Annotated in this window: 13 protein-coding genes; 7 read left to right on the forward strand and 6 right to left on the reverse strand. The window is 66.3% G+C overall.

Going from position 1 to position 15,206, the window contains the following annotated elements:
* Positions 1–90: 90 nt before the first annotated feature.
* On the reverse strand, positions 91–1,653 hold the full coding sequence (locus ArtHe_RS00825) for a sulfite exporter TauE/SafE family protein (protein WP_248318322.1): 1,563 nt from the start codon (positions 1,651–1,653) through the stop codon (positions 91–93).
* A 133-nt stretch (positions 1,654–1,786) separates the two neighbouring features.
* Here ArtHe_RS00825 and ArtHe_RS00830 point away from each other — a divergent pair, with 133 nt between their 5' ends.
* Positions 1,787–2,395: a rhodanese-like domain-containing protein gene (locus ArtHe_RS00830; protein ID WP_248318323.1), complete on the forward strand. Its 609-nt coding sequence runs from the start codon at positions 1,787–1,789 to the stop codon at positions 2,393–2,395.
* On the forward strand, positions 2,392–3,153 hold the full coding sequence (locus tag ArtHe_RS00835; RefSeq protein ID WP_248318324.1) for a sulfite exporter TauE/SafE family protein: 762 nt from the start codon (positions 2,392–2,394) through the stop codon (positions 3,151–3,153). The genes ArtHe_RS00830 and ArtHe_RS00835 overlap by 4 nt, the downstream gene beginning before the upstream one ends.
* A gap of 67 nt (positions 3,154–3,220) precedes the next feature.
* Here ArtHe_RS00835 and ArtHe_RS00840 read toward each other — a convergent pair whose 3' ends face one another.
* A complete protein-coding gene (locus ArtHe_RS00840; protein WP_248318325.1) occupies positions 3,221–4,612 on the reverse strand; it encodes an MBL fold metallo-hydrolase in 1,392 nt (463 codons plus the stop codon).
* 107 nt (positions 4,613–4,719) lie between these two features.
* Positions 4,720–5,967 (reverse strand): FAD-binding oxidoreductase, encoded by a 1,248-nt coding sequence (locus ArtHe_RS00845; RefSeq protein ID WP_248318326.1) that lies wholly within the window; start codon positions 5,965–5,967, stop codon positions 4,720–4,722.
* Positions 5,968–6,045: 78 nt separating this feature from the next.
* Here ArtHe_RS00845 and ArtHe_RS00850 point away from each other — a divergent pair, with 78 nt between their 5' ends.
* The 5 genes from ArtHe_RS00850 to ArtHe_RS00870 all read left to right on the forward strand — a co-directional run bounded on the left by ArtHe_RS00850 (position 6,046) and on the right by ArtHe_RS00870 (position 10,580).
* Positions 6,046–6,585 (forward strand): Lrp/AsnC family transcriptional regulator, encoded by a 540-nt coding sequence (locus ArtHe_RS00850; protein WP_248318327.1) that lies wholly within the window; start codon positions 6,046–6,048, stop codon positions 6,583–6,585.
* 98 nt (positions 6,586–6,683) lie between these two features.
* On the forward strand, positions 6,684–7,211 hold the full coding sequence (locus tag ArtHe_RS00855) for a gluconokinase (RefSeq protein WP_248318328.1): 528 nt from the start codon (positions 6,684–6,686) through the stop codon (positions 7,209–7,211).
* Between the two features lie 35 nt (positions 7,212–7,246).
* Positions 7,247–8,650, forward strand: coding sequence for a GntP family permease (locus ArtHe_RS00860; protein WP_248318329.1), 1,404 nt, complete (start codon positions 7,247–7,249; stop codon positions 8,648–8,650).
* A gap of 95 nt (positions 8,651–8,745) precedes the next feature.
* Positions 8,746–9,519, forward strand: coding sequence for an SDR family oxidoreductase (locus ArtHe_RS00865; protein WP_248318330.1), 774 nt, complete (start codon positions 8,746–8,748; stop codon positions 9,517–9,519).
* An 11-nt stretch (positions 9,520–9,530) separates the two neighbouring features.
* A complete protein-coding gene (locus ArtHe_RS00870; RefSeq protein ID WP_248318331.1) occupies positions 9,531–10,580 on the forward strand; it encodes an L-idonate 5-dehydrogenase in 1,050 nt (349 codons plus the stop codon).
* 234 nt (positions 10,581–10,814) lie between these two features.
* On the opposite strand, the gene ArtHe_RS00875 is transcribed toward ArtHe_RS00870, so the two are convergent.
* The 3 genes from ArtHe_RS00875 to ppk2 form a co-directional block, all read right to left on the reverse strand.
* The gene (locus ArtHe_RS00875; RefSeq protein WP_248318332.1) at positions 10,815–12,554 is read right to left on the reverse strand and encodes an HNH endonuclease signature motif containing protein; all 1,740 of its coding nucleotides are present in this window, start codon (positions 12,552–12,554) and stop codon (positions 10,815–10,817) included.
* A gap of 831 nt (positions 12,555–13,385) precedes the next feature.
* Positions 13,386–14,123 carry an FCD domain-containing protein gene (locus ArtHe_RS00880; RefSeq protein ID WP_248318333.1) on the reverse strand — a complete coding sequence of 246 codons (738 nt, stop codon included), beginning with the start codon at positions 14,121–14,123 and terminating at the stop codon, positions 13,386–13,388.
* 51 nt (positions 14,124–14,174) lie between these two features.
* Positions 14,175–15,089: a polyphosphate kinase 2 gene (gene ppk2 / locus ArtHe_RS00885; RefSeq protein WP_248319624.1), complete on the reverse strand. Its 915-nt coding sequence runs from the start codon at positions 15,087–15,089 to the stop codon at positions 14,175–14,177.
* Between the last annotated feature and the right edge of the window lie 117 nt (positions 15,090–15,206).

The raw sequence follows: 15,206 nt of genomic DNA on the forward strand, positions 1-15,206 counted from the left end.
TCACCGTTTAGCCTTCCGCGACCGGGACAGGTACCATCGCCTGTAACGCGGATCACAATGGCGTGATTCGCGTGCAAGCTATTGAACAAGTTATTGAGTGCAGGCGGAGCGGACGAACTCGTACACCCCGGCAGTAAATTCCCGCGGCGGTTCCAGCCGCACCTGTCCGCGGTAGGGTCCGGCACTGATCTCCAGCGGCAGGCGTGTGCCGACCTTGTCCTCGGCCAATGCATGGGCATCGCAGCGCATGGGAACAATGTTCAGCTCCAGTACCGACGGCGCGTCGCTGCCGGAAATGACCACCTGCCGCGGCCACGGTTCCCCGGGAGCCTCGGTGATCAGGGTGGTGGTGCCGATTGCCTCCAGGGTCAGGGTTCCGTCCCCGCCGGCTGGGCTGACAGCTATCGAGACAGCTGCGCTCCGGCCGTCTTCGGCGACGCTGAGGTCAGCGGGCAAGGCAAGGACCGCCACTGAGTCCACCGACTGCTGCAGGCAGTCCTGGCCGTGGACCCCCGCCAAGGAGGAGTAAGGGTCGGGGGCCGGCAGGGTGTGGGTGCTGCCGTCACTGAGGGTGAGCCGCACTGTGGCTGCGGTATCGCCGGAGCTGTCCTTCCCGTCGCCGCAGACTGCTGCCGGCAGCGCGGCCGGCAGGGCAACCCTGCCGCCTGGCCGCACCGTGGTCCCGTCGCCGTCCGCGGACAGCCAGTGTGCCGGAGTGGTGTACCAGGGGGAGTGCAGGGCGGCGGAAGCGATTTCCAGGTCTTCAATCGTGTTGTTCGTGATGACCAGGTTGACGCTGCGCTCGCCGATGCTGAGCCGGCTTACGGTGAGGCTGGCACTGATTTCCGGAGCCTGCGCCTCCGGTGCAGGAGCCGCATCCTGCCGCAGGAGTGCCGGAAGGGTCTGCAGCAGGACTCCCAGGGCGACAGCGAAAATGATCGCTGCGAATACCCGGGTGACCACGGCGTCGTTGAGCCGGTTCGCGGCACGCGCCGCTGCGAGCGACGCGGCCATGGCTGCGGCGGCGAAGCTGAGCGTCAGCGTCCAGTCAATCGACAAACCCTCCAGATGGGCTGCGAAACCGGAGGCCGAGTTGATGCAGATGATGACCAGCGAGGTGCCGACGGCCCGGGACATCGGCACCCGCAGCAGCAGGGTCAGCGCGGGGATGATCAGGAAACCGCCGCCGACACCCAGCAGTCCGGTCAGGAAGCCGACTGAGAGGCCCACCGGAATGCCGCGGAGCAGCAGTGCGCTCCAGCTCCGGCGTTCCGTGGAGGTGCCGCTGGCGGTGGCGGCTGAGCCCGCGAGCATGCGGATTCCCGCGAGGATCATGACGCCGGCGAAGATGAGCATCAGCCAGTCCCCGTCCAGCAGGGAGCCAGCAGCAGCTCCGGCCCAGGAAGCGGGGATGCCGGCCAGGCCGATGATCAGGACCAGCGGCCAGCTGACGTCCCTGCGGAGGCGGGGAAGAGCTCCGGCAGCGGAGGCCAGGCCGACGACGATGAGCGACGTCGGCACGGCGTCTTCCGGGCTGAGTCCGACGACGTAGACCAGGGCCGGAACCGCGATGATCGCGCCGCCGGCTCCCACCAGGCCCACCACTGCACCAACCACCAGGCCGGCGGCCAGTCCGATCAGCACCATCTCCATGGGGAAACATTCCCAGAACCGCGGCGTGCGGAGAAGATGCGCGGCCAAATATACCCCCGGGGGTGTTTTGCATACCCCCATGGGTATATGGGACGGTGGAGCTTCCCCCATTTTGACTCCGAAAGGATCCACCATGACCGCCCATGACCCAGCGGCCGTAACCTCCATCGACGCCCGGACGCTCCGCGCCTGGCTGCAGGACCCTGACGACCTGATCGTCATTGACGTCCGGTTCGCCGCCGAGTTTGAAACCCTCCATATCCGCGGCTCCTACAACGTTCCCCTGCCGCTGCTGGCCGAACACACGGACGACGTCGCGGAGCGGCTCGGCAAGCGGGTTGTGCTCGTCTGCCAGTCGGGAACGCGAGCTGAACAGGCCCGCGTCCGGCTCGGCTCGGCGGGCATCAGCTCTGCCCATGTCCTGACCGGCGGTGTACCGGCCTTCGCTGCCGCCGGCGGCGACGTTGTCCGCGGCAGACAGCGCTGGGACCTCGAACGGCAGGTCCGGCTGGTAGCGGGATCCGCCGTCGTACTGGGCCTGGCCGGTGGCCGCCTGGTCTCACCTAAACTGCGGGTGCTCGCGGGCGGTATCGGTGCCGGCCTCACTTTCTCCGCTGCCACCAACTCCTGCGCTATGGGTGCGGCGCTGGCCAAGATGCCGTGGAACAAGGCCGGCACTGAGCCGACCCGTGAGTCCGCCATTCAGTCACTGCCCAATCAGGGCGGACCTGCAGCCTCATGACGCCCACCCTGGTGCTGGTGCTCAGCCTGTCGCTGCTGATCGGACTTTCGCTTGGCCTGCTGGGCGGCGGTGGTTCGATCCTTACGGTGCCGATCCTGGTCTACGTGGCCGGGTTTGGTGCCAAGGAAGCCATCGCGTCCTCACTGTTCGTGGTGGGCGTGACCTCCGCTGTCAGCGTGATCGGCCATGCCCGCAGCGGCCGCGTGCGCTGGAAGACCGGACTGATCTTCGGTGCCGCAGGCATGGCCGGAGCGTTTGCCGGCGGCCTCCTGGGCAGCCGGATCCCTTCCGTGGTGCTGATGATCGCGTTCGCGCTCATGATGATCGCGACCTCGATCGCGATGCTCCGCGGCCGGCGCAAGACCGGCCCGGATAAGGCCTACTCCGACCTGCCGATCCTGCGCATCCTTGCTGACGGTGCCGTCGTCGGCCTGGTAACCGGCCTGGTTGGCGCCGGCGGCGGCTTCCTGGTGGTGCCTGCCCTGGCCCTGCTGGGCGGCATGCCGATGGCGATGGCTGTGGGCACCTCGCTGGTGGTGATCGCGATGAAGTCCTTCGCCGGGCTGGCCGGATACCTGACCACCGTGCAGATGGACTGGGGCACGACCCTGGCCGTCACAGCCATGGCCATTGTCGGTTCCCTCATCGGAGCCCGGCTGGTCGGCAGGATTCCGGAAGCCGCCCTGCGGAAGGCCTTTGGCTGGTTCGTTTTGGCCATGGGAGCGTTCGTCCTGGTCCAGGAGATCCTGGGCATCTAACCCTCGAACCACAAAAACCCCGGCCCGCTGAACGCGGACCGGGGTTTTTCTGGCTGTGGCGTTCCCGCTACGAAGCGTGCGCGGCAGCCCAGGCGGGGTAGGCACCCTCGAGTTCGACGACGTCGTACCCGGCGTTGCGCAGGGCGTTGCCGACGATGGAGCTGCGCATGCCGCTGGCACAGTACGCCACGATTTTCCCTTCCGTGGGCAGCTGCTCCAGGTTCCAGAGGGCGCGTCCGCCGTGCAGCTGGTGTGAGCCGGGGATGTTGCCGGCCGCGTACTCGGTCCGGGCGCGGACATCCAGGATCATTGCTGCGTCGAACGAATCCAGCTCCGTAGCGGAGACAGTGGCGGGAGCGGCCTGGGGGAGTCCTTCCAGGCTGGTAACGAAGCCGGCGACGTCGTCAATTCCCACCCGGACCAAGGCATCGCGGACCTGCTGGGCCTGCCCCTGGTCCGCCGCGAGCAGGAGCAGCGGCCGGGTATCCCCGGAATCCGGGTTCACGGCCCAGGCGCCGAAACTGGCAGTCTTACCGCCCGCCGGAATGTGCAGGGCGCCGGGAACGGTGCCCGAGTGAACCTCCGGGACGCTGCGGGTGTCCACGAAGGTGGCGGAGCGGGATTCAAGACGGGCAGCGGCGTCCGCGGCCGTGAGTTCGGCGAGCGGTTCGCGCGGGCCGAGCACTGCCGGGCCCTGCCGGTTCTGGTGCTTCATCCGGGCGAAGTAGGCGTGGGCCTCGGGCTGGCCGTCCAGGAGTTCGTTGATGAAGCCCTGCTCGTCATTTGCTGCGAGGTAGGGGCCCCACCAGGCATAGAGCCGCTCGTAGCCCACGGTGGAGGAGGGGATGGCGCCCAGTGCCTTGCCGCAGGCGCTGCCCGCGCCGTGGCCGGGGTGGACCTGCACGTAGTCCGGCAGGGTCAGGAACTTGTCCCGCAGGCTGGCGAACATCTGCTTGGCGCCCTCGAAGCGGGTGTCGACGCCGCCGGCGGCTTCGTCCAGGAGGTCCGGCCGGCCCAGGTCGCCGGCGAAGACGAAGTCGCCGGAGAGCAGGTACCCGGCCTGATCGGTGAACGCGCCGTCGGTCACCAGATAGGAGAGGTGCTCCGGGGTGTGCCCCGGGGTGTGCAGCGCCTTGATGGTGAGATTGCCGATCCTGATGGCATCGCCGTCGAACAGGCGCTCGCCGTCAAAGCCGTACTGCCAGTCGGTTCCGCCTTCACCGGAGACGTAGATCTGCGCGCCGGTGGCCGCAGCCAGTTCACGCGTGCCGGAGAGGTAGTCGGCGTGGATGTGGGTTTCCGTGACGGCGGTGATTTTCATGCCGTTTGCGGCTGCGAGAGAAAGGTAAGGGGCGATGTCCCGCCGGGGGTCAACGACGATCGCCTCGCCGCGGCGCTGGCAGCCGATGAAGTAGCTCGCCTGGGCCAGGTCCGCGTCATAGATGCGTTCGATAAGCATGGGATGTCCTCCGTGGGGGTTGGGGATGTCCCTCCACGGTAATACCCCCTGGGGTATAGAATCAAATACCCCAGGGGGTACCCTCATGCTTCAGCTGGACCGCAGCCCTACCGCAGCGGATCGAAAGGCCGGATGGCGGCCGGAGTGGAGCCCGTGACAATCTGCTCCGCGAGGAGCTTGCCGGTGGCGGGTCCCAGTACTATTCCCCACATGCCGTGGCCTCCGGCCACGTAAACACCCGGTGCCTTGGTGGCGCCGATCAGCGGCAGCCCGTCCGGGGTGACCGGGCGCGGTCCCACCCAGATGTCCTGCAGCTCAGTAAGGTCCATGTTCTGGAACAGCGGGCGCACCGAAGCGAGGATGGCGTCGATCCGGCCGGTTTGCAGCGGCTCGTCCGGGCCGCGGAATTCCATGGTCCCGGCGATGCGCAGCCTGCCCTGGTAAGGGGTGCAGGCAACGCGGCGGGCCGGGAAGTAGATGGGGAATTCCGCCGGCTGATCCGTGGCCACGCTGAAGGAATAACCGCGGCCGGCCTGCACCAGGGTCTTCACGCCCAGCGGGCGGGCGAGCTTGGGCAGCCACGCTCCGGTGGCGAGGACAACGACGTCGGCCGCAATGGGTTCCTGTGCATAGGTTTCGACGGCGATGCCGGAGGGTCCGTGGCGCAGCGACTGCACCTCGGAGCCGGTGATGATGCGTCCGCCGCGTTCCCGGACCGCTTCGGCGAGGGCTTCGACAAAGGGGCCCGGTTCCAGGAACCGCTGGCCCTCCATGGCGAACACCGATTCCACGTTGGCGGAAAGCTGCGGAACCTTCAGCTGGGCATCCTCGAGCCGCTCCAGCGGAACCTGCTGCCCGGCGGCCTCCACATGGTGGATTTCCTCGACGAACGGCACCGACTGGGCTTCCTTCTCGAAGCCGATGATGAACGGACCCTTGCGGGTCTGCGCCTGGACGCCGGCGCCGGTGAGCTCGTCAAAGCACTCCAGGGCCATCTGGTCGATCGGTGTCAGTGCCGCCATCGCCTTGGCCCAGGCGCCCGGGGTGGCGTGAGCGGCGAAGCGCAGCAGGAAGGACCACAGCTGCGGATCCAGCCGGGCGGGAATGTGCAGCGGGGCTGCGGGGTCCAGCAGTGCCTTCGCCCCGTAGCTCCACAGGGACGGGTCGGAGAGCGGCATCGCCATGCCCGGGGTCAGCCAGCCGGCGTTGCCCCAGGATGCACCGGCGCCCACTCCGGAACGGTCCAGGACCGTGACCTGGACGCCCTGTTCCTGGAGGTGCCAGGCGGTGGAAAGCCCCACCATTCCCGCTCCTACGACGACGGCGGTGCGCGGGGCTGTGGCACGGGGATACATGGCGGCTCCTTTTGGATTGGTCTCAGTGATTGAGTTAAGCGCAATCGTCGAATAATCCACATCACAATGGCAATGGTTTTGCAGAAGATTCTCTGTAGGCTCGCGTGCATGACAAATGATTCGACTGCGGCAGAGTTTTCCAGCGCTGGACCGAAGGATCGGCGGGAGCTGGACGCGCTGGACCGAAGGATTCTCGAACTCCTCCAGGCGGATGCCCGGATGCCGAACAATGCCATCGCGGCCGCCGTCGGGATTGCGCCTTCCACCTGCCACGGGCGGATTCGCACCCTGCAGGAAAACGGTGTGATCCGCGGTTTTCATGCGGACGTGGATCCGGCGGCGACCGGCAGGGGACTGCAGGCAATGATTGCCATTCGGCTTCATGCCCACGCCCGGTCCAATCTGGCGACCTTCAAGGACTATCTGGCGCAACTGCCGGGTGTGGAGAGCATTTTCTTTGTGACCGGGGACCGGGATTTCCTGATTCATGTGGCGTTGTCCGATTCGGAAGCCCTGCGGGATCTGGTGGCCCACAACATCAGTGTTCATTCGGAGGTTGCCGGAACCAATACCAGCGTGATCTTCGAGTACGTCTCCGTGCGGCAGCCTGCGGGCTGAGGTCTTTCCCTGTGCTATCTTGGACCTGATAAATCTGATTTATTACTGGCTCAGCCACAACCAAATCAGATGTAATGGAGCGTCTGAGGAGTTTTGCCATGCCGTTGGCGGACAAGCCGTATACCCCACTGGTGGTTATGGGAGTGCAGGGTTGTGGCAAGTCCACAGCGGGCCAGGCTGTTGCCGCCCGCCTGGGACTGCCCTTCCTGGATGGAGATGACCTTCATTCGGTCAGCAACAAACAGAAAATGGCCTCCGGGCATCCCCTCACCGACGCCGACCGCGAACCGTGGCTGCGCGCCATCGGCCGTGAGCTGGCAGCCGGACTGCAGCGGGGAACCGCCACGGTGATCGCCTGCTCCTCCCTGAAGCGCCAGTACCGCGACCTGATCCGCTCCTACGCACCGGAAACCCAGTTCATCCACCTGGATGGATCCCGGGAACTGATCGCGGAGCGGCTTACCCAGCGGGACCACGAATACATGCCCCCCACGCTGCTGGATTCCCAGTTTGCGACCCTTGAACCCCTCGGTGAGGACGAAGCCGGTATCCGGCTGGACATCTCGCTGAGCCTTGACGAAATCGCGGCCGCCGCAGCGGAAGCCTTCGACCCCGCCGGGCGCTGAGCCCGGTTTACTCTCTCCACCCTGATAGGACAACGATGACCGATCTTGAGCTCAACTGGACGCTGGGTACTCCCGGCCTCCTGTTGGTCGCCGTGGCAGCCATTGCGCTGCTGCTGGTGCTGATTATGAAGTTCCGCATCCATGCGTTCCTGGCACTGATCACGGTCTCCGTGCTCACCGCCATCGCTACCGGCGTTGGGGCTGCCGACCTGGTCCCGACGCTGCTGAGCGGCTTCTCCTCCACCCTGGGCAGCGTCGCGCTGCTGGTCGGTCTCGGCGCCATGCTGGGCCGCATGCTGGAAGTTTCCGGCGGTGCCGAGGTTCTGACCAACGCCCTGATTAACAAATTCGGCCAGAAGCGGGCCTCGCTGGCCCTCTCCGTGGCCTCGCTGCTGTTCGGCTTCCCGATCTTCTTCGACGCAGGCCTTGTGGTTATGCTGCCGATCATCTTCACCGTTGCCCGCCGGATGGGCGGCTCCCTGCTGACCTACGCCTTCCCCGCCGCGGCCGCATTCTCCGTGATGCATATCTTTGTTCCGCCGCACCCGGGTCCGGTGGCCGCCACCGGCCTCCTGGGCGCCGACGTCGGACTGGTCCTGATCTTCGGCCTGCTCGTCGCGATCCCCACCTGGTACCTGACCGGCTACCTCTTCGGCCACTTCCTGGGCCGCAAGTTCAACATCCCGGTTCCGACCATCCTGGACGCTCCGAAGGGTTCCGCCGAGTCGGAGTTCCGCTCCAGCCCCAGCCTGGGCACCATCATCACCCTGCTGGTCCTGCCGTTCATCCTGATCTTCCTGAACACCGGCCTGAACATGGCTGCTGCAGCAGAGCTCGTATCCCTCGAGGACGGCTGGGTGCAGGTGCTTCGTACGCTCGGTGAAACCCCGATCGCCCTGCTGATCACCGTTTTCCTGGCCATGTGGCTGCTGGGCCGCCGCCAGGGCAAAAAGGGCACCCTCATTGAGACTGTCGTGGACAGCGCCCTCGGCCCGGTATGTTCCATCATCCTCATCACCGGTGCCGGCGGAATGTTCGGTGGCGTCCTGCGTGCCAGCGGTATCGGCAACGCCATCGCCGACTCGCTCGACGCAATCGGCCTGCCGGTCATCGTTGCCGGCTTCGTCATCGCTGCCATCGTCCGGATGGCCCAGGGTTCGGCTACTGTCGCCCTGACCACTGCGGCCGCCCTGGTGCAGCCCGTTGTCCTGGACAACCCGGACTTCAACGCCGTGCAGACCGTCGCGATCGTCCTGGCCCTGGCTGCCGGCTCGGTGTTCGCTGGCCACGTGAACGACTCCGGCTTCTGGCTGGTGAGCCGCTTCTTCCAGATGGACACCAAGACCACGCTGAAGACGTGGACCGTAGGTCAGGCGCTGATCGGCGCCGTCGGCTTCATCCTGGCCCTTGCGATCTACCTGGTCGCATCGAGCGTTTAGCAATGTAGTACGGCCGGGGGCGGCAGCAGCTGCCTCCGGCCGCTTTGGCACCACCGCCCTTTTGGGGCTGGCGGTGCAGGAAAGGAATGCAGCACATGGCTGAGAACATGTTCGATATTTCCGGGCGGATCGCCCTGGTCACCGGCTCGAGCCGGGGGATCGGCAACGCAATTGCCCGCGGCCTCGCCCGCGCCGGCGCGGTTGTGGTCCTCAACGGCCTCGACGCCGAGCGGCTGGAAAACGCCCGCGCGGCAATGGCAGCCGAGTTCGGTGAAGACAGAATCCTCGCCCGCCAGTTCGACGTCACCGATGCGCAAGCAGCGGCCGACGGCGTGGCCTGGGTGGAGCGGGAAGTTGGTCCGCTGTCGATCCTGGTCAACAACGCCGGCGTGCAGCACCGCGTGCCGATGCTGGACCTCGACGTCGCCGATTGGGAGCGCGTGATGCGCACCAATCTGACCAGCGCGTTCCTGGTGGGCCGGGAAGCAGCCCGGCACATGATTCCGCGCGGCGCCGGGAAGATCATCAACATTGCTTCGGTGCAGACCGACCTGGCACGTCCCACCATTGCCCCGTACACCGCCTCCAAGGGTGGAATCCGGAACCTCACCCGTGCGATGACCGCAGAGTGGGCAGGTGAAGGCCTGCAGATCAACGCAATCGCTCCGGGGTACATCCACACGGAAATGACCCAGAACCTGGTCGATGACGAGGCGTTCAACTCGTGGATCCTGGGACGCACGCCGGCTCATCGGTGGGGGACCGTGGAGGACATTGTTGGTCCGGCAATCTGGCTGGCCTCGGATGCTTCCAACTTCATCAACGGTCAGGTCGTCTTTATTGACGGCGGCATGACCACAGTGGTCTGAAAGGCGTAATCATGATTCCGGAAACTGTTCTTGGCGTCGTCGCCCATGGCGCGGGTGACCTGCGGGTCGAGCCGGTTGCTCTGGCTGCCCCGGCGGCCGACGAGGCCGTGGTCGAGGTGGCTTACGGCGGCGTCTGCGGGTCCGACCTGCACTACTGGCAGCACGGCGCCGCGGGTGAGTCCATCCTGAAGGCTCCGATGCTCCTCGGCCACGAGGTGGTGGGCCGGGTGGCCCAGGCTGCGTCCGATGGAACCGGCCCGGCTGTAGGGACCGCCGTGGCCGTGCATCCGGCGACCCCGGGTCCCGGCGACGGCACACGCTATCCCGAGGACCGGCCGAACCTTTCGCCCGGGTGCACCTACCTCGGCAGCGCAGCGCGGTTCCCCCACACCGAAGGTGCCTTTGCCCGGTACGTCAATCTGCCGACGCGGATGCTCCGTGTGCTTCCGGCCGAGCTGCCGATGCGCCGTGCGGCCCTGGTGGAGCCCGCTGCCGTTGCCTGGCACGCTGTTTCCCGGGCCGGCGATGTGCGCGGCAAGCGGGTGCTGGTTATCGGCTCCGGGCCCATTGGTGCGCTGATCACGGCAGTGCTGAAGGCCCGCGGCGCCGATGAGATCATCACGACCGACATGCACGAACAGCCCCTGGCCACCGCCCGTAAAGTGGGTGCGGACCGCTCCATTCTCGCAACGGATGCCGAAGCTATCGCCGCCGTGGATGCGGACATCTGCTTCGAGTCCTCCGGCAGTTACCGCGGCCTGATGTCCGCCGTCCAGGGGGCTACCCGTGGCGGCCGGGTGGTCATGGTTGGGCTGCTGCCGTCCGGCGAGCAGCCGGCGCTGATCTCCTTGGCCATCACCCGGGAGCTGGAACTGGTTGGCTCCTTCCGCTTCAACGATGAGATCGACGAGGTGATTGCTGCCCTGGCGGACGGGACCCTGCAGATCGATCCCGTCATCACACACGAATTCGCCGCAGACGATGCCCTGGAAGCATTCGGGGTAGCCCGGGACGCATCCGTGAGCAGCAAGGTTCTGCTGCGGTTCGGCGAGGCGGAGTAGCTTCGGCGTCGTCCTTGGAACAGGCGCACCTGGCCAATGGCTGGGTGCGCCTGTTTCTGTTTGTGCTGTGCCGTGCTGCGCGGGGCTCAGTTGCCATCATTGAGACCGGATCCTACGAAGTCATTGAGAGGTTTCCCGTCCGATTCGACAGGCAACCGCGTTGGTCAGATGAATCACGAACCCGGTCAAACCAGGACTGGGAGAAGCGGCGCGGTTCTCAGCGGAAGCGCTGTCCTAGTCCAACGGCGCTCCAGGCAGGGGCGGTGCGGTGGAGAGGTACGTGTGGCCGGTGGGTGTGACGGTCCGGACTGTGCGGCGTTGGCCCTGGGCGGCTGCTGTCCCAGCGGTCCAGCCGGGTGCTTCTTTGGCGTGGTTGCAGGCTTCACAGAGTCCTTGTCCGTTGGTGTAGTTGGTTGGTCCGCCGGCGGAGTGGGGGCGGATGTGGTCGATATGCCGGATGGGTGCATCGCACCACGGCGTGCGGCAGGTTCGGTCCCGGGTGCGGATAAGGCGGGCCAATCCCGGCGGGAAGTACCGGGCGCGGGAATCCATGGCGATCAGTTCACCGGTGGCGGAGTCCAGATAGAGCCGGCGCAGGGTCACACGGACTAGATCGGAGGCATGTTCGCGGGCGTGGCCGCGGATCTGTTCCCGAAGCGGAACCTCGGGTGGGTGCAGGTCCGGGTTGTTTCCATTGATTGGTGTTCCGGGTCGGCCGGACTGGCCGGGTTGGCCGGGCTGGCCGGGTTGGCCGGGCTGGCCGGGTTGGCCGGGCGAGCTGGGTTGTTCGGATGCGGTGTGGTGTTGGGGCGGGCTATGCCGAGGATGCGGGATACGTTCTTCGGGCGGGATTTTCTCGGCTTCCGGGTCCGGATCCAGCCCGTGAAGGGCGTCGGTGATGAGGTCCCTGGCCCATTGGCCGGGAACGGTCCCGTAACCGGGGAAGTACCCCGACTCGTCCTGCGGTGGTGTCGATAATTTCTCGTCTCTCGTGGCCAGGACTGACTCGGAAGCAGCCGATGCGGCTGATTCCGGAACGGTCGCTGCTTCCGGAACGGGCGCTGCTTCCGGAACGGGCGCTGGGGCCGGATCGGGCGGCAGAGCCGAAGCATGTTCAGGAGCTCGGAAGATCTGGTGTTCGGACACTGGGTCACCGGTTCCGCCGGGAACTGCCATCTCGGACCAGAAGCCGTTGGTGAAGCATGTCTGGTCGAAGAGTGTCCGGTCGGTCATTACGAGCTGGACCTCGACCGGAACCTGGGCTGCGGTGGCCTGCCCGGTGATTCGCTCGACGAGGGTGTCGGCCATGATCTGGCCCCGGCCTCGTTCGTCCCCGGAGGAGCGCAAGCTATCAGCGGTCCGGGACAGGGCGGTGAACACGGCTACGCCCTGGGCGACGGGCAGCAGCCCGGTCAGATAGGACATGGTGTCCGGTGCCGGGCGGCAGGACACGTATCTGTCTGCGACGGCTCTGGCGTGCCGGCGCACCTGCGAGGCGGGATCGATGGCCTGGGTGAGGGACCGGATCCTGGCTATGAGTTTGCGGTCTCCGACCCCTTCTAATGCGGCCGGGTTCCCGCAGATCAGGGCATCGATCCGGCGGCGGTCTTCCACCTCGAGGCAGGCGGTTTCCCGGACCAGGAGGGTGGCGCGCCATTCGCTGAGGAGCCCGGTGGATAAGGCACGGAGAGTGTGGGGCATCTCGTGAACAAGGGCCTTGCCAAGGCCGAGGTGCCGGCCCCCACGGTGGGGTGAGTCCCTCCGGGCCAACGCGATCTGCGCTCCAACACCGCGCCCAAGCTGGGCGGCGGGCAGCCCGGCCCTGGCCTGGGCCAGCCGCTGAGAGGCATCAAACGCAGCCGCTGTGCGTGCCTGCGCTGCCGCTGCCGCAGACTTCAACTCTTCCAAGACCCGAGTCAGGTCAATTAGATCGGAATCGTTCAGAAGAACAGCGTCCGAGTCACTATCCTCCAAACGGCCAATCCATTCACGGACTTCGACGACTCGGGCGTGGCCTGCACGTTTGAGGGACGGGTGGGTGGCTTTCTGGTCAGAGAACGGATTCGCATCTGCGTGTTCCGAGAGAACGTCCGTGGATTCAGGGAGAACACCCTTCGACTCAGGGAGAAATGGACGGATCGCCGGCATATGGCGTTTCGGGCGTGGCATGGGCATCTCGGAACCCGCCCAATGAGTTCCGCCGCGTAGTGCCGCTTCCATCTCCAACATGGTCAAAGACTAGAAATCAGTAGCCGACCCCGGGACAGTGGAGGGTCCAACTGTGGATAAGAATTCTTGCCTCCGGTGGGGACCGGCACCTGTGGAGGAGAAGAATCGGGGCCGCGTTGCCGGCTACTGCTTCGGTGTTGCCAGGCTCCGCCGCCGCCCGCTCCGCCCCGGTCGGCTCCGCTCCGCCGTCGCCCGTTCCGCCCCGGTCGGCTCCGCGCCTCCGCCCCGGTCGGCTCCGGCTCCGCCCCGGTCGGCTCCGCGCCTCCGCTCCGGTCGGCTCCGGCTCCGCGCCCGCCGCTGCCACGGTCGCTGTTTGTCCCTCTCCGCGCCGCCCGCTCCGCTCCGCCGTCGCCCGTTCCGCCCGCGCCGCTCTGCGCCGCCCGCTCCCGCGCCGCTCTGCGCCGCCCGCCGCGCCTCCGCTCCGCGCCCGCGCCGCGCCCGCTCCCGCGCCCGCGCCGCCCGCCGCGCCGCCCGCCGCGCCTCCGCCCCGCTCCGCGCCTCCGCTCCGCGCCCGCCTCCGCCCGCTCCCGCGTCTCCCGCTCCGTACCGCCGCCCCCGCCACGGCCAACACGACTACTACCCTTCCAAAACCTTCGGCTGCGTGAAGATCCTCGGTTCGTCTTTCCAGACGCCCCCAACTTCAGACTCTGTCCGCCGCATGATTTTGTTCATCGCGTCGCGGGCTGCTTCCGGCCGACCCGCCTGGATGGCGTTGGCGACGTCGACATGCCACTGCAGTGCCTCTTCGTGCGGATGGGTGGGCATAAGTCCGTAGTCGGTCCGTCCGCGAAGGACCTCGGCGATCATCGACTGCATCTGGCTGAACATTTCGTTGCCCGAGGCGGCCAGAACCAGTGCGTGGTAATGGATGTCCAGCTCCAGGAACTGCTGCAGATCCCCGGCACGGCCCACGGCACGCATCTTCGCGGCAACCGCCATCAGCTCGGCGGCCATGTCTTCCGGCGCGTGCTGCGCCGCGAGCTCAGCGGCAGCAGGCTCGACGGCGGAACGCAGCTCGGTCAGGGACCTCAACTGGGCGCCCTTACCTGACTTGGCTGCGAGCCGCCACCGCACAATATAAGGATCGAAGACGTTCCAGGACGTTTCCGGAAGCACCCGGATCCCCACCCGCTTAACCGTTTCCACCAGGCCAAGGGACTGCAGCACACGGACCGCCTCCCGGGCAACGGAACGGGAAACGTTCAGCTCCGACTCCAGCTGTTCGGAGAGCATGGTGTCGCCGGGGGCGAGCTCACAGGAGACAATTCTCCGCCCGAGCGATTCGATCACCAGGCTGTGCAGGCGCGAACTCATGGGAGTCTTCGGGTAGCAGTCACCCAGTCATCATATGCAACACTGACCGCGTCAGTTCTGCGGTTTGACCACGGGAAACATTCCGCCGGGCTCTTCGCCCTCCTCGTAGTGGCTGGCTGCCGGACCCACGATCAGCTGGTCCGGTGCGTGCGCCACGCTCAGGTCCTTGTTCGGGTAGTCCACTCCGTGCAGGACAAAACGCATCGCCTCAAGCCGGGCACGCTTCTTGTCGTTGGATTTCACCACCGTCCACGGCGCATCGCCCGTGTCCGTGTAGAAGAACATGGCTTCCTTGGCCTCGGTATAGTCATCCCATTTGTCCAGGCTGGCCAGGTCGGTGGGGGAGAGCTTCCACTGTTTGACCGGATCCGTTTCACGCGCCGCAAACCTCGCCAGCTGTTCGGCCCGCCCCACCGAGAACCACAGCTTGCGCAGCAGGACACCGGAGTTCACCAGCATCCGTTCCAGCTCGGGCACTTCGCGCATGAACTCCAGATACTGGGCCGGGGTGCAGTAATTCATGACGCGCTCGACGCCGGCACGGTTGTACCAGGAACGGTCCATCATCACGATCTCCCCGCCGCTGGGAAGCCGGGAGACGTACCGCTGGAAGTACCATTGCGTGCGTTCCTGATCGGTCGGCTTTTCCAATGCCACAACTCGGGCGCCACGAGGATTCAGATGTTCGTTGAAGCGCTTGATCGCGCCGCCTTTTCCGGCGGCATCGCGGCCTTCGAAGATGATCAGCATCTTCTGCCCGGTTTCCTTGACCCACAGCTGCATCTTCAGCAGCTCGATCTGCAGCTGGCGCTTCTGCAGGTTATAGGAACGGCGGGAGAGCTTCTTGTCATACGGATAGTTGTGCGTCCAGGCGGCGTCGTCGCCCTTTTCCGGCCTAACCGCCGTCGTGGAGTCCAGCTCCTCCAGCTCATCGAGCTCCGCAGCATAGTCCTCCGCAACCGACATCCGTGGGTCTGCACCGTCGGATGCGGCAGACCGTTTCCCTTCGGGATTCGCCTGCTTGGGGCCGGTGGGGATGGTGTTCTTGCCGGTGGCCATGGGTTCTCCTCGTGAGGGGTTGCA

The organism is Arthrobacter sp. Helios, assembly GCF_023167125.1.
GTDB classification, from domain to species: Bacteria; Actinomycetota; Actinomycetes; order Actinomycetales; family Micrococcaceae; genus Arthrobacter_B; species Arthrobacter_B luteolus.